General features: G+C 61.2%; 25 protein-coding genes, 1 pseudogene and 1 other annotated feature. Of the genes and pseudogenes, 14 read left to right on the top strand and 12 right to left on the bottom strand.

Annotation, left to right across the window (positions count from 1 at the left end; all coding sequences use genetic code 11):
• Positions 1–17 precede the first annotated feature (17 nt).
• The 4 genes from ACO05N_RS15450 to ACO05N_RS15435 all read right to left on the bottom strand — a co-directional run bounded on the left by ACO05N_RS15450 (position 18) and on the right by ACO05N_RS15435 (position 3,005).
• On the bottom strand, positions 18–1,127 hold the full coding sequence (locus tag ACO05N_RS15450; protein ID WP_422057905.1) for an App1 family protein: 1,110 nt from the start codon (positions 1,125–1,127) through the stop codon (positions 18–20).
• Positions 1,128–1,320: 193 nt separating this feature from the next.
• Positions 1,321–1,533: a hypothetical protein gene (locus ACO05N_RS15445; RefSeq protein ID WP_422057904.1), complete on the bottom strand. Its 213-nt coding sequence runs from the start codon at positions 1,531–1,533 to the stop codon at positions 1,321–1,323.
• Between the two features lie 153 nt (positions 1,534–1,686).
• Entirely contained in the window at positions 1,687–2,046 is a 360-nt protein-coding gene (locus ACO05N_RS15440; RefSeq protein WP_422057903.1) for a GIY-YIG nuclease family protein, read from the bottom strand.
• Positions 2,047–2,102: 56 nt separating this feature from the next.
• The gene (locus ACO05N_RS15435; protein ID WP_422057902.1) at positions 2,103–3,005 is read right to left on the bottom strand and encodes a hypothetical protein; all 903 of its coding nucleotides are present in this window, start codon (positions 3,003–3,005) and stop codon (positions 2,103–2,105) included.
• Between the two features lie 527 nt (positions 3,006–3,532).
• Here ACO05N_RS15435 and ACO05N_RS15430 point away from each other — a divergent pair.
• Positions 3,533–4,075 carry a PRC-barrel domain containing protein gene (locus ACO05N_RS15430; protein WP_422058765.1) on the top strand — a complete coding sequence of 181 codons (543 nt, stop codon included), beginning with the start codon at positions 3,533–3,535 and terminating at the stop codon, positions 4,073–4,075.
• A complete protein-coding gene (locus ACO05N_RS15425; RefSeq protein WP_422057901.1) occupies positions 4,072–7,188 on the top strand; it encodes a TRCF domain-containing protein in 3,117 nt (1,038 codons plus the stop codon). Before ACO05N_RS15430 ends, ACO05N_RS15425 begins: the two co-directional genes overlap by 4 nt.
• 27 nt (positions 7,189–7,215) lie before the next feature.
• On the opposite strand, the gene ACO05N_RS15420 is transcribed toward ACO05N_RS15425, so the two are convergent.
• The 3 genes from ACO05N_RS15420 to ACO05N_RS15410 form a co-directional block, all read right to left on the bottom strand.
• Positions 7,216–7,647: a hypothetical protein gene (locus ACO05N_RS15420; RefSeq protein WP_422057900.1), complete on the bottom strand. Its 432-nt coding sequence runs from the start codon at positions 7,645–7,647 to the stop codon at positions 7,216–7,218.
• 8 nt (positions 7,648–7,655) lie between these two features.
• A complete protein-coding gene (locus tag ACO05N_RS15415) occupies positions 7,656–8,165 on the bottom strand; it encodes a hemerythrin domain-containing protein (protein ID WP_422057899.1) in 510 nt (169 codons plus the stop codon).
• A gap of 959 nt (positions 8,166–9,124) precedes the next feature.
• Positions 9,125–9,568 carry a MerR family transcriptional regulator gene (locus tag ACO05N_RS15410; RefSeq protein ID WP_422057898.1) on the bottom strand — a complete coding sequence of 148 codons (444 nt, stop codon included), beginning with the start codon at positions 9,566–9,568 and terminating at the stop codon, positions 9,125–9,127.
• A gap of 73 nt (positions 9,569–9,641) precedes the next feature.
• On the opposite strand from ACO05N_RS15410, the gene ACO05N_RS15405 reads away from it, so the two are divergent.
• From ACO05N_RS15405 to ACO05N_RS15390, 4 genes are all read left to right on the top strand, one after another.
• The gene (locus ACO05N_RS15405) at positions 9,642–10,394 is read left to right on the top strand and encodes a MauE/DoxX family redox-associated membrane protein (protein WP_422057897.1); all 753 of its coding nucleotides are present in this window, start codon (positions 9,642–9,644) and stop codon (positions 10,392–10,394) included.
• A 135-nt stretch (positions 10,395–10,529) separates the two neighbouring features.
• Entirely contained in the window at positions 10,530–10,658 is a 129-nt protein-coding gene (locus ACO05N_RS15400; RefSeq protein ID WP_277620988.1) for a hypothetical protein, read from the top strand.
• Positions 10,659–10,723: 65 nt separating this feature from the next.
• On the top strand, positions 10,724–10,921 hold the full coding sequence (locus tag ACO05N_RS15395) for a hypothetical protein (RefSeq protein WP_422057896.1): 198 nt from the start codon (positions 10,724–10,726) through the stop codon (positions 10,919–10,921).
• A 107-nt stretch (positions 10,922–11,028) separates the two neighbouring features.
• Positions 11,029–11,250, top strand: coding sequence for a hypothetical protein (locus ACO05N_RS15390; protein ID WP_173655671.1), 222 nt, complete (start codon positions 11,029–11,031; stop codon positions 11,248–11,250).
• Between the two features lie 47 nt (positions 11,251–11,297).
• Here ACO05N_RS15390 and ACO05N_RS15385 read toward each other — a convergent pair.
• Positions 11,298–12,793 (bottom strand): annotated as a pseudogene (locus tag ACO05N_RS15385) (SulP family inorganic anion transporter).
• Between the two features lie 56 nt (positions 12,794–12,849).
• Positions 12,850–12,905 (bottom strand) — a sequence feature (sul1 is cis-regulatory element that is thought to sense ions involved in sulfur or methionine metabolism; They are found in Alphaproteobacteria).
• 265 nt (positions 12,906–13,170) lie between these two features.
• On the opposite strand from ACO05N_RS15385, the gene ACO05N_RS15380 reads away from it, so the two are divergent.
• From ACO05N_RS15380 to ACO05N_RS15365, 4 genes are all read left to right on the top strand, one after another.
• Positions 13,171–14,100, top strand: a complete 930-nt coding sequence (locus tag ACO05N_RS15380) for a hypothetical protein (protein WP_069319378.1) — start codon at positions 13,171–13,173, stop codon at positions 14,098–14,100.
• An 8-nt stretch (positions 14,101–14,108) separates the two neighbouring features.
• Positions 14,109–15,230, top strand: coding sequence for a DNA cytosine methyltransferase (locus tag ACO05N_RS15375; RefSeq protein WP_422057895.1), 1,122 nt, complete (start codon positions 14,109–14,111; stop codon positions 15,228–15,230).
• Between the two features lie 16 nt (positions 15,231–15,246).
• Positions 15,247–15,432, top strand: a complete 186-nt coding sequence (locus ACO05N_RS15370; protein ID WP_422057894.1) for a hypothetical protein — start codon at positions 15,247–15,249, stop codon at positions 15,430–15,432.
• A 147-nt stretch (positions 15,433–15,579) separates the two neighbouring features.
• Positions 15,580–16,071: a MucR family transcriptional regulator gene (locus tag ACO05N_RS15365; protein ID WP_422057893.1), complete on the top strand. Its 492-nt coding sequence runs from the start codon at positions 15,580–15,582 to the stop codon at positions 16,069–16,071.
• A gap of 313 nt (positions 16,072–16,384) precedes the next feature.
• Here the strand turns inward: ACO05N_RS15365 and ACO05N_RS15360 are convergent, their stop codons facing one another.
• From ACO05N_RS15360 to ACO05N_RS15345, 4 genes are read right to left on the bottom strand one after another with little or no spacing between them, the layout of a single operon-like run.
• On the bottom strand, positions 16,385–17,314 hold the full coding sequence (locus ACO05N_RS15360; RefSeq protein WP_422057892.1) for an ImmA/IrrE family metallo-endopeptidase: 930 nt from the start codon (positions 17,312–17,314) through the stop codon (positions 16,385–16,387).
• 16 nt (positions 17,315–17,330) lie between these two features.
• Positions 17,331–17,813 carry a helix-turn-helix domain-containing protein gene (locus ACO05N_RS15355; protein ID WP_422057891.1) on the bottom strand — a complete coding sequence of 161 codons (483 nt, stop codon included), beginning with the start codon at positions 17,811–17,813 and terminating at the stop codon, positions 17,331–17,333.
• Positions 17,810–18,445: a GNAT family N-acetyltransferase gene (locus ACO05N_RS15350; RefSeq protein WP_422057890.1), complete on the bottom strand. Its 636-nt coding sequence runs from the start codon at positions 18,443–18,445 to the stop codon at positions 17,810–17,812. The genes ACO05N_RS15355 and ACO05N_RS15350 overlap by 4 nt, the downstream gene beginning before the upstream one ends.
• Entirely contained in the window at positions 18,442–18,654 is a 213-nt protein-coding gene (locus ACO05N_RS15345; protein WP_422057889.1) for a ribbon-helix-helix protein, CopG family, read from the bottom strand. Before ACO05N_RS15345 ends, ACO05N_RS15350 begins: the two co-directional genes overlap by 4 nt.
• A 227-nt stretch (positions 18,655–18,881) precedes the next feature.
• On the opposite strand from ACO05N_RS15345, the gene ACO05N_RS15340 reads away from it, so the two are divergent.
• The 4 genes from ACO05N_RS15340 to ACO05N_RS15325 are packed head-to-tail and all read left to right on the top strand — an operon-like array spanning position 18,882 to position 21,453.
• A complete protein-coding gene (locus ACO05N_RS15340) occupies positions 18,882–19,340 on the top strand; it encodes a multiubiquitin domain-containing protein (protein WP_422057888.1) in 459 nt (152 codons plus the stop codon).
• A gap of 3 nt (positions 19,341–19,343) precedes the next feature.
• The gene (locus ACO05N_RS15335; protein ID WP_422057887.1) at positions 19,344–19,724 is read left to right on the top strand and encodes an E2/UBC family protein; all 381 of its coding nucleotides are present in this window, start codon (positions 19,344–19,346) and stop codon (positions 19,722–19,724) included.
• Entirely contained in the window at positions 19,721–21,082 is a 1,362-nt protein-coding gene (locus ACO05N_RS15330) for a HesA/MoeB/ThiF family protein (RefSeq protein WP_422057886.1), read from the top strand. The genes ACO05N_RS15335 and ACO05N_RS15330 overlap by 4 nt, the downstream gene beginning before the upstream one ends.
• A complete protein-coding gene (locus tag ACO05N_RS15325) occupies positions 21,079–21,453 on the top strand; it encodes a DUF6527 family protein (protein WP_422057885.1) in 375 nt (124 codons plus the stop codon). The genes ACO05N_RS15330 and ACO05N_RS15325 overlap by 4 nt, the downstream gene beginning before the upstream one ends.
• The last annotated feature ends 168 nt before the right edge of the window (positions 21,454–21,621 follow it).

The raw sequence follows: 21,621 nt of genomic DNA, 5'->3' as shown, positions 1-21,621 counted from the left end.
ACGATCACGTCGTTAGCTCAATCCTGCGCTGGCGCAACCACGGCACGCGCCGCCTCGAGCGGCCGGTCAAGGTTCAGCGATGTTACCACCGACACTGCATCCTCGAACCCTGCGCCGCAGAAGGTCGGTACTCCGCGCGCTTCGATCGCCGCGAGCAAGTCGCCCTCTGGCCCCGAGCGACAGGAACCATCGACATCGCGAATGAACACGCCTGCTACCCGCGTGCCATAATCTTCGACGGCCTTGGCATAGATGGTGACGTCACGCTGGCCATTGTCGCCGATGAGGAGGAAGCGGAACTCGGGATAGAAAGCGAGGATCGTCTCGATGGCGGCAAGCTTGTGCTCGTCATGGCCACTGTCGATCAGCTTGCTTGAGTCGATCCCATAGTCCTTCAGGAACATCGGGCCGTGCGGGATCGAGTTCAGCTCGAGGAACTCGGTAATGAACCCGTAGAGGTTCCAAGGTGATGACGAGACGTAGAAGAACGGTCGGGCAGGGGCGACATGGTCGCGCGCGATCATCTTGTAGAGCGAAGCTGCGCCCGGCACCGCCAGCCGGTCCTGCGGCTGCTCGACGAGCACGCGGCGCCAGTTCTTTACCAAGTTGGTCGCGCCAGTCTCGACCACCGTATCGTCAATATCAGAAATGATGCCCCAATGCTGATCGCTTCCCGGCGCGATGACTGGAACCTGCACGCGTCGCTGCTCCATCTCGCGGTCCGGAAGTGACATCGCCACCTGCTCCCACTGCGTCGTCGCAGGAAGCGGCCGATCGATCGTCATCTCTAGTTGGAAGTAGCCTTCCTCGTCGGTGACGATGTTATGCGCCTGACCATAGCCCTCGACGCGCACGGATACGCCAGGCACCTCCTGGCTATTGTAGATCGCCAGCATGGCCCGCATCCGCGTGAGCAGACCTTCGCCTGCATCGAGCGGCTTGGAGTAACGTACGATGCGGCCCCGCAGACGGACCGCTGCGGCGCTGCGATAACCGGCATAGGCCAACAGCCGGACCTTGTCGTCACGGCTGTCAGGGCCGTCCAGCATATCGCTGATCGTGTCGATATCGCGCTCAAGGTCCGCGATGGTGGAGCGGAGAAGTTTGTTGAGCGACGAGCCGACCATTGATGAGCGAACGGCGCAAGCGGCTGCCGGGTTCCTAAGGTCGCACATCGCCCCTTGCCGCGGCCCCGGAGCTGAAAGCCTTCGACCTTCAGGCAGAGCATAGTTGCGAACTGCTCCCAGGCGACCGAGACGAATGGTTTCGGCGGCGCCTACGATCTATGCAGCGAAGGCCTGTACTGGCAAATGCCGGTGGTTATGTCTTATCGGCAAGGTCACCTTCGTCATCGACGGCAAGAACCTCTTCCTCATCGCCGTCGAGTTGCTCCTGCAAGGCCTCGGCGATCAGATCGAGCTGCTCGTAACTGGCCACGAATTCAACTGACTCGCCGTCGTCATCCTCAAGGTTGAGGATGTATTCGCCCGTGCCGTTCGGGGTGATAACGAACTGCGACAACACCTTGGCCATGGTTTATGCTCCTGTCTCGACTGTCGGGCCAAACCTATCCTTGCGTGAATGGTTGCGCTGGTGACGGCCGAAAATGCTGCCTGGTTCTCGAAGGGGTCGCCAGGAGCGGCGTAACCGTGTGACCGCTTATCGAGGCCTTGTGTAGCGCGCAGTTTAGTGCCCGCCCTCGACCCACGCCACGCCGCCGTCGTGCAACGCGTTCGCGAGTGCCGCTTCGATCTCGAGCGACTCCCACTGCATCATGGGATTTAGATGATCTACCAGGCGTGGCAGCAAGCGAACGCCGAACCGCTTCACTGCGCCACTCGCCTTGTATCCGGTTTTATGCTGATCAAAGCGCCAGTCCGGGTCGCGCGAGGTTTGCCCCACATACAGGCCCCAACGGCCTGCCTTGGCAGGATCGTGAAGCAGGACGATGTACACCGAATGGCGTGCACTGCGCTGGTTCTTCGTCGTTGCACGGAAGCATCGTGCCACCTCCTCAGCCTTGGCAAGCCACTCAGGCTCTCTCATGTCGGCCTGCGCGCCGTGGTATCATCTGCTTGGCGCACGATCTTAGACCTTAAACATCACGAGGCGTTGGCGCAGCCTCTTCGCAGCTCTCCCCGAACCTTCAACTCGACCGCAAACGAATACCGATTGTCCGACATGCCATCTGAGCAGCTTTGATCGGCCCAAGCCTTCAGCTCGAACGGTTGTCCTTCCAGTGCGCCCGCCCAGGTTTCGCTCTTCAGGTTCTTAGCATAACGCGTCCACACTCGCGTGCCGTCTTGATCTTCGGGGTGGGAGTAAACGACGCAGCGGCCCTCGATCCGGGCGGCCCAGAAAGGCTCGGTGCCGATGGCACTGCGAGGTGAAACGCGAACAGCTTTCCCGTCCTGCACCGAGCAGGCGCTAACCGTCCCCTGGCCCTGAGGGCTAGGCTGGGTTGATGCGACTGGCTTCTTCCCGCAGGCGGCAACGAAGGCGCGAGACAGAGCCGGCGGCGGGGCAGGATGAGGTCCGCTCGATTGCGCGCCATAGCTTATCGAAAGACGGCCGCCGACGAGTGCGGCGAGGTTTCCAGGCACCTTGCCAGCACCGGTTACGCCGCCACGCTGCGCGTCGCCACCTGGATCGGCAACGAGCGCTGCAGCATGGCCGTCGCTGCCGAAGGACAGTCGTTCTTCGCTGTCGATGGGACGAAAGCCGGGGACATTGACCAGCAGCTGATCTTCGCCACCGGGGCAGATCAGATGGACAACGGCGCTTCTGTCGGTTCCCAGCAGCGCTAGTACAGCCTCTTGGCCGGTCGGCTGCAGGGACCAACGCTCGGTCGAGCCCGTCACGCTATCGGATCTTGCAGAAATCGACGACGAAGGCGACGGGGAAGCGGCTATTGCCGTGGGCGATGGCTGCATGTCCGTCGCATCCTGTGGTTTGCCGCAAGATGCCAACAACACCGCCGCAGTGGTGATCAGACCCAACCGCATTGCCTCGGTCCCTTCGATGACTGATCGAGCAGTAAGAGAATGGCGCAATCGGTTCAATCACAGGCCGCGCTAAACCGGGCAATCTTGAGCTGGCGGAGCGATTCTCGGCCCTCTCATGGCTGCCTTACTATCGGTCGACGGAGTCTCGCTGGAAGCCTGTTGCGAGAGACGCCAGTATGCCGCCACCATCAATCCCAGAATGACGAAAAGCTTTGCAGCAGGTTTCTTGAAGCCGCGTCAAAGTCGTTTACCCGTCCCGATTGTTCGAGGATGCGGGCGCTGGCCGCGCGCGCAACGCGTCGATCATGTCAGCCGCTCGAGCATGCTTGCCACGTAAGCGTGCTGAATGCCTCCGGCTCTGGCAGCTCGTGTCCGTCGCGGTCGGTCGGAACTCCTGCGGTCGCGTGATGGATTGGTATCCAATTGCTTTGACGAATGTTTGGACGCGACGCGCTGCTGAGATGCTCGCTGGAACAAAGGGGTCGGAATTGAACGAGGTAGCAGGGTGGATCGCGCCGATCGCCACGGTGATCGCCGCGATGATGACCGCCGCCAATCTGGGTGCGCGGGTGACCGGTTGGGGCTTTGTCGTCTTCACGATTGGGTCGCTGTGCTGGTCATGGATTGGCGTGAGTTCGGGCCAGACCAACTTGCTGGCGACCAACCTCTTCCTGACACTGGTCAATGTAGTTGGCATCTGGCGCTGGCTCGGGCGTCAGCGCGGCTATGAGGATGGAGGAAAATCCGCTGAGGTGGCCAGTCGGCGCTCGTCCGTACCGAGCCTGTTCACCGCCACCGGGATCCCCGGCACGAGCGTGGTCGATGCGCAAGGCGAGGCGATCGGCAAGGCGGTCGAGGCGTTGGTGGAATGCGGAACCGGCACCGTGAGCTATGTCGTCGTCGCGCAACGGACCGCGGCCGTCGCGGAAGTGTTGCGGGCCGTGCCCTATGCGCAGCTGAGCTTCGCCAGCGATCGGCTGACGTTCAAGCCAGGCTGCGCCGCGTTCGAAGCACTGCCGCCGCTCAAGGACGGCGACTGGCCCGCTGCGCCGGCTGCGGTGAAGGCATGAATCTCGCCTGGACGGCGGTCCGCATCGCGCAGACGCTGACGAGCGAAGACGTCGTCTTCCTTGCCGATGACGAACAACAGGCCGAGGCGCTGGCGGAAGCCGTGCGCGCGCTGCTGCCCGATCGCCTCATCCTATTCTTGCCGTCCAGCGATGCCTTGCCCGGCGATGCCGCGCCGGCCTCGCCCGCCAATGCCGGTCGGCGAGTCGCGGCGCTGCGTGCGCTGCGGCAGGCGCAACAGTCGGATAAGCGCGCACCGCTCGCCGTGATCCTGAGCGGCGAGGCGGCGGCGCGCCGTTATCCGCCGCCCGGCGCGTTCGACGCCGCACCGCCAGGCCTTAGTGTCGGCGATGCCATCGACCTGTCGACCTTCGCCGCGCAGCTTGAGGCGCTTGGCTATTTTGCCGACGATCGCATCGACGAACCCGGCGAGATGGCGGTGCGCGGCGAGGTGATCGACATCTTTCCGGCGGACGCTGGCCTTCCGGCGCGGATCGAGATTGCCGAGGGCAGGATCACCGCGATCCGCGCCTATGATCCTGTCACCCAGCGCAGCGTCGCTGAGGTGGAGATGCTTGAGATCGGCCGTGCGGCGGAACCTGAGATCGCCGATCCGGTGCCGATCCTGTCGCACCTGCCGCCAGCCGTGCTCGCCTTGTCCGACAAGGCGGAGAAGCGCCGGCAACGCTTCGTGCAACTGGCAAGCGACACCGCTGCGCTCGCCAAGTCGGCGATCGATGCGATCGACGACGACGCATGGGCTGCGGCGCAGCGCGGCTGGCGGGTCGAAGCGTTCGGCGATCCGCCGCAAGACGTGCCGAACTTCGCCGAGCGCCGCGGACCGATGCCGGCGTTCGTTCGCTTCGCGCAGCCGCTCCTGGGCGAGGGCCGTGCGCTGGTCCTGGCTGGCAGCGCGCGCGACTTGCGCTTTCTGCGGCCGCGCATCGCCAAGCGGCTGAAGGTCGAGTTTGGTGAGCTTGACGGCTTTGCCGCAGTGACGAGCCTGGCAGCCGGTGCGGCCGGCAGCATCGAATTGCCGGTGGATGCTGGGTTCGTGGACGTGTCCCACGTCGTCGTCGCGGCCGCCGATCTGTTGGGCAGCCGCGCGGTGACCGGCGATGCGCCGACGCTTGCCACCGATCCGCTGCGCGCCGTTGGGGAGATCCGGCTTGGCGACGTTGTCGTGCATGAAGATCACGGCGTTGCGCAGGTCGCCGGGCTGGAGCCAGTCCCGAGCGGAGGCGGCGGGCCGGGAGAGATGATCGCGCTTGAATTCGCCGGCGGCGCGCGCCGCCTGGTCGCCGTGGACGCGGCCGATCGCATCTGGCGCTATGGCGCGGATGCCGACGCGGTGACCTTCGACCGGCTGGACGGCGCATCCTGGGAAAAGCGGCGGGGCGTGATCGATGCGGCGATCGGCGAAAGCGCGGTTGCACTGACTGAACTTTCCACGGCGCGCGCAAAGCTCGAGGCACCGGTGCTCGACCCCGATCCCGCCGCCTATGAGCGCTTCGCCAACGGCTTCGCGTCCAACGAGACCGCCGATCAGGCGCGCGCGATCCACGCCGTGCGTGCCGATCTTGCCAGCGGCAAGCCGATGGACCGGCTGGTCGTCGGCGATGTCGGCTATGGCAAGACCGAGGTCGCGTTGCGCGCTGCGGCACTCGCTGCGCTGGCGGGCTGGCAAGTCGCGATCGCCGCGCCCACCACGGTGCTGGTCCGCCAGCATCTCGAGAGTTTTCGCCGCCGCTTCGAAGCATCGGGGATTGAGGTGGCAGGCCTCTCACGATTGTCGAGCGCGGCCGAGAAGAAGGCGGTCAAGGCGGGCCTTGCCGACGGTACGATCGGCATCGTGGTCGGGACCGGTGCGATCATGGGCAAGGACGTGCGCTATGCGAAGCTCGGCCTGGTCGTGATCGACGAGGAGCAAAGGTTCGGCGCGGCCGACAAGGCGCGGCTGCGCGGCGGTGGCGAGACGCACCTGCTGGCGTTGAGCGCCACGCCAATTCCGCGCACGCTGCAGATGGCGCTGATCGGGCTTCAGCAGATGTCGACGATCGCGACGCCGCCCGCGCGCCGCCAGCCGATCCGCACCAGCCTCGACCAATATGACGATGCGCGCATCCGCACCGCCTTGCTGCGTGAAAAGGGGCGGGGCGGGCAGAGCTTCGTCGTCGTGCCGCGGATCGAGGACATGGCGCACGTCGCCGAGAAACTGCGCCGGGTCGCGCCGGACCTCAAGCTCGTCGAAGCGCATGGCAAGATGCCGGCGGCCGATATCGATGCGGCGATGGTCGGCTTTGCCGCTGGCGACGGCGACATCCTGCTCGCGACCAACATCATCGAGGCGGGGCTGGACGTGCCGCGCGCCAATACGATGATCGTCTGGCGCGCCGACCGCTTCGGTCTGGCGCAGCTTCACCAGCTGCGCGGCCGCGTCGGGCGTGGCAACCGGCGTGGGCAGGTGCTCCTGCTGACGCAGGCGCAGGACGCGATCGGCGAGCGCACACTCAAGCGCTTGCGGACGCTGGCCGCCTTCGACCGCCTGGGCGCAAGGTTCGAGATCAGCGCCCAGGACCTGGATATGCGCGGCGGCGGCGACCTGCTGGGCGAAACGCAAGCCGGGCACATGAAGCTGATCGGGACCGATCTCTACCAGCATCTGCTAAGTCAGGCGCTTCGCCGCGCGCGCGGGGAAGCGGTCGAATATTGGACGCCCGAGCTCAATATCGGCGTGTCCGGCATGCTGCCGCCCGACTGGATTCCGGAGATGGACACCCGATTGTCACTCTATGTCCGGCTGGCGCGGCTTGAGGCTGAAGCCGGACTCGATGCGTTCGAAGAGGAGCTGGTCGACCGGTTCGGCCCGCTGCCTGCTGAAGCCGAAGTATTGCTGCTGCAAGCGCGCATTCGCACGGCAGCGCGCGCGCTGGAGATCGCCCGGATCGACGCCGGGGACGCCGCCATCGCATTGACCCCACGCGCCGGCTTCAGCGCCAATGCCGCGGCTGCCGGGCTGATCGTAAAGGGCGACCGGCTGCTGCTTAACGAAACGACGCAGGTGGAAACGCGCGCCGCACGGGTGCTGGCGCTCCTCGAAACGCTCGCCGATTGACCGGTTCGATGACGCGCCAGCGCGCCGTCAGCGGCGGCGGCGCAACCGGCGATCGTTGGCGGTCACCGCGGCATGGACCGGCGCCATCGCGCGCCCGCCGGCCAGGCTCATCTCGAGGACCAGGCGCGAGCCTCGATCCGCGATGCGCGCCATTCTCGCGGCATTGGGCGGCCAGCTGAGCCAGACGCTCATGAGGTCGCGGCCTTGATCCAGCATCTCGCCGTGAATTGCGGTCCAGTCATTCGCCATCACGGACCCGGCCTTGCCGAACGCGGCCACCTTCTCTGGCACCATCTTGCCGAGTTCGCGATAATCGCCGTGTAGCGGATTACGCATTGCGGTATCGATCGTTTGGCTGCGGCTGCCCATGACATGGCAGGTTGCCAGCATGGTTTCGCCATAAGTCGTCGCATTGGCCCAGAGCGATTGACCGAGCTTCCAGCCGTCCAGCCAGTACATGGCCACGCTCAGATCGATGCCTGGTCGAGTGTGGTCAATTCGGGTTTCGGCAATCCTGACGCCTTATACTCCGCCTCAAGCTCGGTCTTGCGCGCCAGCAGCCGATCGCCCAGCTCGTCCATGTCGAGACCGGCCTTGCGCGCCTGGGCGAACATGCCCTCCATGCGCTTTTCCTCCTCTTCGACATGATGCTCGATCTGCTCGGACAATACCTTGACCTTGGCGTCGTAGAATTCGTCGGAAGGCGTGCCCGCTTCGATGTCGACGATCAGCACCTTGGCGCCGTCATGCTCGACATAGGCTTCCTTCAGCAGGTCCTCTTCGATCTTCCCCTCGCATGCCGGATAGAAGATCTCCTCTTCGATCTTGGCATGGATCGTCAGCTCCATGCAGATCTGCAGCGCGATCTTCTGCTTCTTGCCCTCGCCCTTTGCGCTTTCGAACTGCTCGAACAGGTCTTCGACGGTGCGATGATCGGCTTTGAGCAGCGCGACGGCGTCTTGTTTGGTGTCGGCCATGATGATCTCCCTGATTGCCAAATAGAACCAAGTGTTGGCTGCGTTCGTTCCGCTATGAAGCCAGCTGCGAGTCGTTAGCACCGCGATCTTGGCTGCCGTCATCTTCCGCCGCAGCGCCAGGCTTGGCCGTCTAAGCGGCGGCGACCGGCAGGTCTACCGGGGCAGTGCAAACATGGAGGGCGCAATTGCATTAGGGAACAGGACTCGCGTCGATGTGCCGAACGCCTGTACGGCGCCACCGCGCCGGTCACGGTTTGCCATCAGCAATTGTAATCGGGAATCACCCTCCCATGCGACATCTCGGTTCTTCAGGGCTTGCGATCGGACCGGGCGGGCGCATCTGCCACCACGGCTTTCCCGCGGAATGCGCACTATCGAAGATCGCATCCACCTGATCACAAAGTTCGTGCTTCCACTGCAATAGTCTGGTGATGGGGGCACGAGCGGGCGCCCAGGCGGCAACCGGCGCTCTCAGCCAGAAAAGCTCTTGCAATGTTGGAACGTAAAGTGAACATGGCTTAGCTCCAATGAAAGGAGCAAGCATGGCCACGGCCTATATTCTGATGGGCGCTGCAGCCCTGATCAGCAGCATTTCCACCTTGATCTGGTCCATCCGTCGCGCGCGTTGAACGCGTCGCGGGAACGCACATCGGCGGGCGGCGGAGCCGGCGTAGGGCGGCAGGCACCAGTGGAGACACGCGATGCAGGTCTCGATACCGCCGCCGTCCGCCGATGTGTCATCGACACGCGCAGGAGCAGTGAAGAGGAGCTCGGTCGAGAGCTCAATTCACTCGAGGCGCAGCGCGACAGCTGTTCGGCCTATATTCGGAGCCAGCGATACAAAGGCTGGATGGAATTGCCCCAGCATTATGCCGATGCGGCTGGTCCGGCCCCAACCTCGCGTCCAGCGCTTCTACAATTGCTAACCGACTTCGAAGCAGGCCGGATGACCACAGACGCTAGGGCAAAGACTTGGAGGCGGTCAGCGTCGCGCTTTCAGGAGTTTCGAACGAGGTGATGATCGGGCAGGGACCCGTCGCGCCGCTTCCACATTCCCTCGCCAGCCGGCGCAGGGATGTGCGCGCTTTCTCCAGTTCGGCAATCTTGGTGTCGAGCGCAGCGATGCGTTCGACGGCAAGTTCGCGTGCGCGCGTGCGGTCGTTGGTCGCGTCCAAAGCAAGCAGCTCTGCGATCTGCTCGAGCGTGAAGCCTGCCGCCTGACCTGATCGGATGAAGCGAAGGCGGTGGACATCCTCCTCGCCATAGCGCCGGATGTGACCCGCCTGTCCGGCGCCGGTGGGCCGGGCCGGGGTCTTCAGCAGCCCGCGCCGCTGATAATAGCGAATTGTTTCGACACCCACGCCGCCCGCGCGCGCCAGCCCGGCAATCGTCAATCGGGACATCGCTTGACTCCGTACCATGGTACGGCGCCTATATGGGCTGCAGCCTGATGAATTCCAGTCGAAAGCTGCTGCAATGACCTTACCTGCCGAACCCCGCCGCGCTGTTCTTTATCGCATGGCGATGGACACGCATGTCTGTCCCTACGGCCTTAAGGCTCGTGACCTGCTGCGCCGGCAAGGCTATGCGGTCGAGGATCATTGGCTTCGTACGCGCCCGGAAACCGACGCGTTCAAGACCGAACATCGCGTGGCGACGACGCCGCAGATCTTCATCGAAGGCAAGCGGATCGGCGGTTATGACGACCTTCGGCGTCATTTCGGCAAGGTCGTCGCAGATCCGAAGGCGACGAGCTACAAGCCGATCGCCGCCTTGTTCGCCATGACTGCGCTGATGGCGCTCGCGGCGAGTCATGCCGTTCATGGTACCCCGTTTACGCTGCGCGCGGCGGAATGGTTCATCGGGTTCAGCATGACGGTGCTGGCACTGCTGAAGCTTCAGAATGTCGAGAGCTTTGCGACGATGTTCCTCAACTATGACCTGCTGGCAAAGCGCTGGGTGCCATATTCCTATGTCTATCCCTTTGCCGAGGGACTTGCGGGCGTGCTGATGATCGCCGGTGCGCTAACCTGGCTTTCTGTGCCGATCGCGCTGTTCATCGGCACGATTGGCGCGGCGTCCGTCGTCAAGGCCGTCTATGTCGACAGGCGCGAACTGAAATGTGCTTGCGTGGGTGGGGCCAGCAACGTGCCGCTCGGCTTCGTTTCGCTGACGGAGAACCTGATGATGGTCGCGATGGCGGCCTGGATGGCAGCGGCGGCGTTTTAGCTGATCTGAAGCGTCGTACGTACGATACATATAGGTCCAGGTTGTTACTGAGTTCGTCCAAGGACATTGCCCAAAAGCCCATGCGCCACGCCGAATTTTCTTCCCTTCATCGCTCCGCTTTGGTTGGCGTCGGTAATGAGCAAGAGACCTGACTGGCGCGCACGGGTGCAGGCTCTGGAATATGCTTTGATCGCGATCCTCTTGCTTGGCTCGTTCATGGCCGGCGCGCTTGGGTTCGTGCGGTGGCTCATCGACACGCTTTAACTGCAGAAGCGGCGCCGACGAATGCCGGGGCTGGGCAGGGTGAGGATCAGGCGGTATCCTCACTCATGATCGAAGAACGCGAGATCTGGGCTTGCGCGCACCAGCTGGTGCGGCAGCATGGGGCGCACGCGTGGTATGTCGCGTCACAACGCGCGGACGAATTACTGGCCGAGGGCCAGATGGAGGGGCATCGGACCTTCCTCCGCATCCTCGATCGCATCCGCCAGCTTGAAGCAATGAGCCCGGGCGGGGCAGTTCATTGATGGCTCCATTGGCTGAGACTCTGCCGGGTGGGATGGTTCTGCGCCGTGAGGCATAGTTTGCGAGACTGATTTCGCTGTTTTCCAGGCCTCAGCCCAACCTTCAACGAATGAAGAGCAAGCATGAAATGAACGCAGGCCAGCCGCAATGGTATCCGACGATCTTCAATGCGGTGGCGCTTGCCGAAGTGTTGGCGATTTCGCCAAGCTTAGCACAGTCGCGCCAGGCGGAGCTGCACACCTTTCATTGCCTGAAGGGTTGTCCGATCGGCGCGCCGCCACCAACGACATCGTCGTGCGAGAGACCTATAGGCTTCCCCCCAACGACTTGACCAAGCTCGCCGACTGGGTGGCCTATCGGATTACCCGCGAGTTCCGCTCAGTGCGGAGCCAGTCCCATCTCGACGCCTGTCTTATCATGCAGTGCGAAGCGATCGACGATGTCGGCACTCGCTCGGTTATAGCCGATCACATCGACATCGCGGCCATCGCGTCGCAAGCGCGCGACGATCTTGTCCAGCGCGCCAACGCCCGAGATGTCCCAGAAGTGCGCTGCGGTCACGTCGATCAGGACTCGGCTCGCGCTGTCCTCGGCCTGAAACGCGCGCGTGAACCGATCGACCGACGCGAAGAAGATCTCGCCGGTAACGCGATAGGTCGCCTGTGTGCCATCGACCGACACTTCGCGCTCGACTGAGAACATGCGCTGGACCTTGCCGGCGAAGAAGATGCCCGAGAGCAGCACGCCGGCGAGCACCCCCAAGGACAGATCGTGAGTCGCCACCACGACCACGACGGTCGTTATCATCACCACGGACGAGGTCAGTGGGTGGCGACGCAGGTTCGGGATCGAGTTCCAGCTGAACGTGCCGATCGACACCATGATCATGACGGCAACCAGCGCGGGCATCGGCATGCGCCCGACATAGGGACCCAGGACGACAAGCAGGAAAAGCAGGAACCCGCCAGCGACGAAGGTCGACAGCCGGCTGCGGCCACCTGACGTGACGTTGATGACCGATTGGCCGATCATGGCGCAGCCGCCCATGCCGCCAAACAGTGCCGACACGATGTTCGAACCGCCCTGGCCGGCGCACTCCTGGCGCTTGTTGCTGTCGGTATCGGTCATGTCATCGACGATCTGCGCGGTCAGCAGGGATTCAAGCAGACCGACCGCCGCCATCGTCAGTGAATAGGGAAGGATGATCCGCAGCGTGTCGAGCGTCAGCGGTACGTTGGGCAGCGCGAAGCTGGGCAGCGCTTCGGGCAGTTTGCCCATATCGCCCACAGTATGACCGGCAGACCCATAGCTATGCCGATTGCGCTCAAGACGAGGATCGCCACCAGCGGCGAAGGAATCGCTGTGGTGAGGCGAGGAAAACCGTAGATGATCGCCAGGCCACCAGCGACCATGGCATAGGTCTCCCAGCCGACATTGGTAAGCTGCGGCAGCTGGGCCATGAAGATCAGGATGGCGAGCGCGTTAACGAAGCCGGTGATGACCGACCGCGAGACGAACTGCATGACGAGATCGAGCCGCAGCAGGCCGGCTGCGATTTGGATGAGGCCCATCAGGATCGTAGCGGCGAACAGATATTCGACGCCATGATCGCGCACGAGCGGCACGACCAATATGGCGACCGCCGCCGTCGCGGCCGAGATCATGCCTGGCCTCCCGCCAATAAATGCGATCGTCAGCGCGATGGCGACCGAGGCGTAAAGGCCGACCCGTGGGTCGACGCCGGCAATGATTGAAAAGCCGATCGCTTCGGGAATGAGCGCAAGCGCGACGACGATGCCGGCCAATATGTCCCGGCGCGCCGTAATGGCGTCAGTGAACCACTGGCGGCGGTAAACAGAAACATCGAATGTCATTGGTGATCCACAACAGGGCACAGAGCGCACTTGGGGCGCACAGGGTTGGTGCGTGTTGTTGTCCGGCGGATCGGCGGCCGGAATAGCCACCCGGAATTTCACCGGGTCCTTGCGAATGCGAGCGCCATATCAATTCCCAATGAAACGGGCAATGGCCGGCCCATATAGGGGTGCCTTCGAGGCTGCCTGCACTCCCGCCCGCAAATGATTCATCCGCAATTGCCGGACGCGCATGCAGGGTTGGAGGGCAGGGGGGATTTGGCGGCGCGACTATATATAGCAGCACTCAACTTATACCCGTAACCCAAGATTCGCCAAAAGCGACGTAGCGGCGAAGAGATGTTCCATAGATGTTCTGATCATGATAGCGGGTGCGCATGAGCGACGAGTTGGACCTTGATGACAGTGCCCCCCGGCGACGGCGAGCGTCCAAGGCCGATGCGGTCGTGGCCAGTCCTCGAGCGAAAAGCCTGCAGGGCCATGGGCGAAATTCAAAAGTCTATGTTCCGGTCATCCTGAAGCTGTTCCAGGACCGCTGGCGTCCCGGCGCTGCTACGGTTGTCTTTTCGCTCGACGACGTTCGGACGGCGGTCGAAGCAGTGCGGGCGGTGTCGGACAATCCAGATGCCATTTCATCGCGCAATCCTGCCGATGTCATCTACCGCATGCGTTCGCGCACCAAGCTGCCGGAGGAAATCCTGGCCAAGGGCTTCCATGTCCTGCGAGCGGTCGGCCGCGGTCGCTATCAATTCGAGAAGGCCTCGAGCGGGATCATGGAGGTCCCCGTCAGCGAACTCGTGCCGGCGATCGACCAGACGCCAATGCCAGTGCGGCGGCTCCTTCCTGAGACGATGGCGGAAATGGACGAGCAGGCGCTGCTCTCCGTGGTCGGCTACTGCCAGCTGCTTGATCATTTTACAGGCATGAAGATCTACCGCTTGCGCAGTCATGTGCGAAAGAGCGTGCCGGGGATCGGACAGGCGGAGCTCGATGCGATTGACGTTGGTATCGCCTCAGGCGACGATGATGTTCCGGTCGTCTTCCCGATTGAGGCGAAAGCTGTATCCGACGAGCTCAACCGGGTGCAGATCTTCAACATGATCCAATACGCCGCGCATTATTTTCCAGGCCTGAAAGTCAGGCCCCTGGCGCTCAAGGTGGATTACCAATCGGCGGTCCACCTCATGGAATTCAACATCGCTGAGCGGCCCGGCGATCTGCGGATCATCCGCTCGGCAAGCTACGCGATCAACACCTCCGAGGCGCAGCTCGCGATGATCCGCGCAACCAATGTACCTAAACAATGAGCCGGACCATGCCGACAGGGATTGAACTTTTCGCCGGATGCGGCGGGCTTTCGACTGGATTTCTCGATGCCGGGCTGCATATCGCCGCCGGCTTCGAACTCGATGCGCGGGCGGTCGATGCGTATAATTACAATCATGAATATCGCGGCAGCACCGGTTTCATCGCCGATCTGAGCGTCGCCTCCGGCGCCGACTTGCTTGCGAAGGCTCAGTGCAAAAAGATCGATGTCCTGATCGGCGGCCCTCCCTGCCAGCCCTTCTCGATCGCGGGGAAGCGACAAGGCAAGCGGGACATACGCGCGGACCTGATCGGGCATTTCATCCGCCTCGTCGGCGAGTTGAAGCCGAACGCGTTCCTGCTCGAGAATGTGCCGAATCTGGCAGCGATCTCGGAAGGTGCCTTCCTGGAGGAAACGCAGGCTGCGCTTCGGTCTTTAGGCTATGCCGTCGATCACCGCATCGTATCGGCGGCTGATTTTGGCGTGCCCCAGAATCGCAAGCGCCTGGTGATGCTAGGGATCAAGGGGAAGGTGCCGCCGCGGTTCCCCGCGGCGACTCACGGTACCGACGAAACACCCTATCGCTCGTCGGCGAGTGCAATCGCGGATCTGCCTGACGCCGGCGAGTTTGGCGAAACGGGCATCTATAATCATGAGCCGACGGTCCATTCCGCCGACATGGTCGCGCGGTTGAGCACGTTGCAGCCGGGCAAGCGCGAGCGCGGATCATTCCATGACCGTCTCCATCCCGAGCGCCCCTCCTATACGCTGCGCGCTGGGTCGGGAAACTTCTCGCCGCTACGACCGGTCCACTACAAGCATCACCGGGTCATCACGGTGCGCGAAAGCGCACGGATCCAGGGCTTTTCCGACGATTTCCGTTGGCCTGACCGGATTCCACGGCTGCAGCAATATCGCCAGGTCGGCAATGCGGTGCCGCCGCCGATGGCGAAGGCCTTTGCCGAGTGTCTGGCTGCCCAGCTTGGGTGGACGCTCGATCCGGCGGCATGCGCCGGCGATCCTGCGACCCGCCCCGAAGCCAACAGCATGACGGACAAGGAGCGCAAGGCGCTGCGAGAGGCGCGGATGCGTGGCGCTTCGCTGGGCAAGGTTGCGCTGCGCGGGGACTGACCGCTTTGGGCGGCTGATGGCGATCAACGTTGAGGATCGCACATTGGCCGATGGTGCCAAAGCTGTTCGGATCGGCGACCTGACGGGTGACCCGGCGGCCATCATGAGCTGCAAGGCGGTGTTCGGGCGTAAGCTCACACGTGCTTTGTTTTGCCGGACGGTCGGGACGACCGCGAACAACCCGGGACTGGCGAAGCGCTAGGCTGCCAATCAATTTGATCGTGGACAGGCTCTCGTGAGGCGGACCTTGTGGTCCGGTCACAACGAAGATTTTAACACTGCCCGCCGACGATCATTGTTATTGGCCCTTATGTCTCTATTGAGAGCTCCAAATCTGATGGAGACGATCATGAGCGACGAAACGAGCCTCAGCGCAGTTGAACTTGCAGCTGAACTTACCGCAGCCTGGCTGGCCAACAACAACACTCGGTCCTCGACCGGAGACGCAGTCGCGTTTTTGACTGCGATGCACAAGACGGTCGGTGAACTTGCTGCACCAGGATCGGCCGAAGCTGAGATGGCTGCTGCGCCAGAGTTTACGCCGGCGGTCACTGCTCGCAAGAGTCTCGCCAGTCGGGAGCACATCATCTCGATGATCGACGGACGTCCGTACCGGACATTGACTCGTCATCTGGGCACCCATGGGCTCACCGCTGACCAGTATCGCGCTCGCTACAACTTACCTGCAACTTATCCGATGACCGCGCCGGCCTATTCCGAGCAGCGTCGCGAGATGGCCAAGAAGATCGGATTGGGCCGCAAACCGGGACAGAAGGTTGAGAGCAAGCCGGCCGCAAAGGCACCACGCAGGGCAAAGAAGACGACTCCGCCCGAGGCGTGACCACAGAGCTGTCACAACCATCTCGGGACCTCCAGACCTCCGGGACCGCGCGTGTCATTGGTCGAGTTATCCAATCGGGCTGATGCTTCGATTCGACAATTCATCTTGGCATCGAGACTGGACCGTTGCTGCCGCAATACAGGGTGGCGGTCGGTGATCCGATGCCATAACCCGACATTCTGAAACTAGCTTCTGACACCTGTGGACTCGCAGAAAACGGTGCATCGATAGGCCGTGTCAGAACCGTCCGGTTTTGACCTCCTGCAAACGGCCGTTTTTATGGATGCTCGTTAGGTGCACCACTATGGCACGCCTAGGCTGCGATGATCCGAGCTTCCGGCCCCCGGTATACTCCGAGCGTTAGCGCATCGTGCGTGTTATAGAAGGTCTCGAAGTGGAAGCGATGATCGTCGCCGTTGTCGTCGGTGAGAATTAGGTCCCTTTCCCCTAATATTCCTCCGCGTTGCGCTCCACAGTACCCAGCCACCGCATTGAAGACCTCCCTCTCCGACATTTTACTAAACCGCTCAGCAAACATCGGGGATTGTATGAAGTATTTGGTTGGGTTCATAGCATCGAAGTCTGGCTTTCTCTTAGATTTGTGAGGATGACCAGTGATCATCCCCACCAGCGGCCGCTCTCTTCCGGCCACCTCGACAAACCGGTAAAGAGTCGTGGATAGAGTGTTTCCAAACTTCCCGTGCAGTGCCTTGATGACCGAAATGGTAGCAGACGAGGACAACGCCTCCTCCGTAAATCGGTCCTGTAAAAAGAGAAGACGCCCTCCGGCGAAATTCGCTTCAGCTTCGATTTCCTCATGGCAATGAGGAAGCAATGTGTGATTATTGTCTCCATGCATGACGTCTTCATGCCAAGGGATCAGGCTGTGCCCAATTTCGTGGGCTTCATTCCAGCGGTGCTTCTTCTCCGGCAGGTCGCCATCTAAGAGGATCCTGCGTCTATCCGGCAGGTAGAGCGCCTTTAACGACAACTTTTTGATCGCATCCCAAAGCAGTGCGGGCCGCTCGTAGACCTGGATCGTAGCCACCCGAATACGGCTGATTTTCTCTTGAACCGCACTAGGATTTTTGGCGGTGTAAAATGCCTTATCCAGTTTGAGCAAATGCCTGACGTCCTCTAGACGTAAAGGAGGTTCCGGATTTCCTAGGCCCTTGAGGACACGCTCTACCCGCCGGTCGATATCGTGAGCGGTCTTGTCTGAAAGGATTTTGTTCTTACTCATTTCGACCGCCCTTTATTTAGTCTTCTTTACTCAATACACTAATGAATTCCTCTAGAGCCATACGCTCTTGCTGTGTCAAAGCGGTCACCGACTCTGATCGGGCTGCAAACCGGACTGCCTCAGTTACTATATTGTCGTTCTTCGCAGTAACAAGTCCTGCAACCTGCAACAGATTATTTCTGGGGATTTGAAAAAAGTTAGCTAGCTGATATACAGTTCTCAGCTCTGGCTTATGATGTAAGTCGTCCTCTATTTCAATAAGCTCAGATACATCCAAGTCCGCATCTTCGGCGAGCTTTTCTAAAGTCAGTCCTTTGTTGCGGCGCATGAGCCGCACAAACCGACCGAAGGCAATGCCGGTGTCCTGATTGGTACTATCACCGAACATCGCTTCCCCGTCGAAGATCGGATCGATAGAATGTAGGCCAGCTCCGATCTCGGCTTTCGCCTCGACTTGAGCCATTCTGAGGCACCATTCTTTCGTAATCTCGACCTTCATGGCTGAGTTCCTTTTGCGATGAAGGCCTCCGCTTGCTCTGGTGTCATCTCGAAATAACGCAAGTTTTGACAGTCCGCGTCCATACCGAGGTCGGACATTCCGCAGGTGTTCGCATAAAAGCTGTTCGCCTGCGGCAGAGAGTGGAGGCCAATGCGCCCTTTAAATTCTAGTTCCTCACTCAGCGCGATGGCTGACCGGATCATAATGCTGCCAACCCCACGATATAATGCAGGTTCATGCAGCTCCGGACGGTTCCACGGCGCATTTTCAACGAAGTCTACATAAACAATCTCTTTGCCCTTCTGCCCTTCGCTTCGACACCGCTTCATTACCGTGTCGAGGATCATCATTCCTTGAGTCATGCCGTTACAGACAATACTGAACCCGGGTTGGGCGAGCATACCCTGCAAAGCCTCAGTTTTTCTCCGCCAATTCCAATGGCGGCTTTGCGGCCAATGGCGTCTTTCGATGCCTGCACGATGCAATTTCTGAACGGACTTAAATAGCTCGGGGAGCCATTCGCCCTCCCAGTCACCTAGCTGTTTTTCTGTGATGCCGTCCCAAAGCTCCGCTGACTCAGCCTCGTTGGTTACGGCATTGAACAGGTAAACTGGGCTTACGGTGATCGTCATAGCATCATCACCTCTGCCTTTTCCTTGGTGGCCTCATCTTCAAAGAAGAGCTTATCGCCCTTCTCAACCCGCCCTTCGATGAGCTGGTACAATCGGAGCGCCTGTCTCATGACCGCGGTTTTGCTGAGATCCTTTTTTTCGCACAGCTCATCCAATGCGCGCATCTCCGCGTCGGTGAGATTGAGCGTCATCGTCTTCTTCGCGACCATACTACCTCCAACTGCAGGCATGCATGTAGGCGCCAACAGCCAATATGTCAATTTAAATAAGCTATGCGATGGCTATTGAATAGCCAAGTCCTAGCTATTATATGGGTTGCATGCGGGGCATCGGGCTTCCGCCTAATCCATAGAAAGGTACGCCAATGGCGACTCTCCAACATGAAATCGAAGATATCGGCGGCTGCATTCGGGAAGGGCGGCGCCCCCGCCCAGGCATGAGCTACCGCATCGAACTCGGCGACGAGCGCCTGAATTACCGTTCGGCAGTGACTACTGACCCTCAGCCAACGGCTCGGCAGCTGATTGAGTTGGCCGGTCTCCGGCCGATTGAGGAGCATCTGGTTATCTCGATGGCGCCTAGTGGCCGCCTGAACGCCCTCAATCTCGACGAAACGACGGATCTGCTCGCAAACGAGGTCGAGCGGTTTCTGATTTTCCGGTCCGACGCGCTTTATCGCTTCACCCTCGACGGTGACGAGTTCATCTGGGGGAGCCCGGAGGTTCGTGGCGATGTGCTGAAGAAGCTCGCGAAGGTGGATGCCGCGACCTACGGCGTCTGGCTCGAGGTCCATGGCGGCGAGGACCGGCCGATCGCGGATGGTGCCAAGGCGCCGTTGAGCCCGAAGGGCCTGGAGCGCTTCTTCACCGGCACCAACCAAACGACGGAGGGCTGAGCCATGGCCGCTCTCCCGATGAGGTGCCGCAAGTATCTCGCCGAGCGGGGGCTCGGCTATGATGAGGTCGAAGAGGGCGGCCAACGCGGTATCGTGCTCCGCGCCATGCCGCTGCCACCTGGTCGGTTCGATGCTACGGTAGCGGATATCCTGATCATGCTGCCGCCAGGCTATCCCGACGTTGCGCCCGATATGTTTTACGCCATGCCTTGGCTGCGGCTCGTCGCGACTTCAACCTATGCGCGATGCGCTGATGTTCCCTTCAGCTTCGTTAGTCAGACTTGGCAGCGATGGTCGCGCCACAGCAGTGATTGGCGACCAGGCCGTGACGGCATCTGGACCATGATTAAGCGGGTGGAAGCTGCCCTCGAGCTCGCGGCATGAGCGGTTTTTCACTTGTTCTGCAGCAGCGCCATACGTCTGCTCTTCACCAAGCGCTCCTGTCGGGATCAACAAGCGGATCCCCCTGCTTTGCCCTATTTGGCACAAATGAAATCGCAAGCGACCCTTGGGATCGGCAACGCCGGCTGCGTCTGCTGTCGTTTGAACTGGCGGGAGACCAGACGAGTGCTGCCGGCATCACTGAGGCGATGGCAAGGTGCACAGCTGAGGATTTGATCCTTGGCGTGGTACGTACGCAGCTGACGGATAGCGCTGCAGGAGCAGCGGAAATTGACGAGGATGACCGCAGTTTGCTCATGCATCTTCGGCAGGAGCTTGGTGCCTCTGCGCAGCTCGTGAGCCTACGCACCGACGCAGATGGGTGGAGTGCCCGCCTATGGTCAGACCCAAGGTCCGCTATTGCAGCGGATTACGTCACCATCCTCGGGAATGGGTTAGCGCTCCACGGTCTGCACAGCCGTGTGTCGGCTGACTTCCTGGCACGGCAAGATCTAGCGTTCGGCCCTAAACTCGGCCGTGACCTTCGTCGCCTGCGAGTGGGTGTTGTCGGCTGTGGTGCAACTGGAAGCGCGACTGCGATGCTACTCGCTCGGCTTGGGGTAGGACAGCTAGCGCTTTTCGATGAGGACATCGTTGATGTCACCAATCTCAACCGATTGCACGGCGCCCGCCGGGCCGATGCCGATGCGATGCGTCCAAAGGTCGACGTGCTAACTAGGGAAATCACCGAACTGGGCCTCGGAGTCCGCACGGTGTCGTTCCGTGGCTGGGTCGGCGACCCGGCTGCACGGGATGCCTTAAAGGCATGCGATGTCGTATTTGGCTGCACGGACGACCATGATGGCCGTTTGCTCCTTAACCGCTTCGCCTATTTCTATCTCGTTCCGGTCATCGACATGGGCTTAGCGATCCGCCCTGCAGAGGATAGTCGTATCGCCGAACTCGGTGGTCGAGTGACGGTACTGGCACCATCAGGGCAGTGCTTAATCTGCCGAAGAGTGATCGATGCGGAAACCGCGCGCGATGAAGCCCTAAAAAGAGCCAGTCCTGAGGAGTTTGAGCGCCGCAAGCGGGAAGCCTATGTGCGCGGCGGCGGCGAGCCAGCTCCAGCAGTTGTGACCTTTACAACCGCAACCGCGTGCATGGCGGTTGACGAACTTATTCAAGGTTTGACGGACTTTAGAGGCTCAGGCTGGCGCTGGCATGGCGTTCGTCGGTTCGATCTGCTGGCTGATCGGCGGCCTGGGGCTGAACAAGACGATCATTGCCCCGTCTGCAGTGATATGGATTACTGGGGACGAGGTGACATGCAGCCTTTTCTGGATCGGGTCGGCCAATGAAGGCTCTGCGCAGGTACGTTACTTGGCTTGCTCGAGAGGCTAAATCGATTGTTCGTCCGGACCTCGTGCTCCGCTCGATCGAGAGGCAACCGGCGCCTCAAGATTTGAGGGCAGGCGTGATCTATATGGTGCAAGGTGGTGGCACCCCGAAATGGGCCATCATGCGCTGCCCATGCGGATGCGGCGAGAAACTCCAATTATCCCTCAATCCAATACGTCGTCCCCGTTGGATGGTGCATCGCGATCGTCTGAGGCGGGTCTCCTTGCATCCGTCAGTTCGGCAGACTGCCGGATGTTTCGCTCACTTCTGGGTTCGTCATGGTATTATTGAATGGTGCCACGACAGCGGCTCGTTGCCCGCAGAAGGGTAGACCTTTGCTTTGATTCGCCGCATCGGCATGGTGTCAAAACCGAGCGGTTGTGACACCTGCTAAACAGCCGCTTTCTGCCCCTCACGGCTAAAAGCGGCATGTCAGCAAGCGGCCCAGGTCCGGAAATAGCGCTGCCGTTCTTAATCCTGCCGTGGCCGGCTCAGTTCG

It is taken from the genome of Sphingomonas sp., assembly GCF_965227385.1.
In the GTDB taxonomy this organism is placed as follows: domain Bacteria; phylum Pseudomonadota; class Alphaproteobacteria; order Sphingomonadales; family Sphingomonadaceae; genus Sphingomonas.
This window is presented reverse-complemented; position numbering and strand designations above follow the sequence as displayed.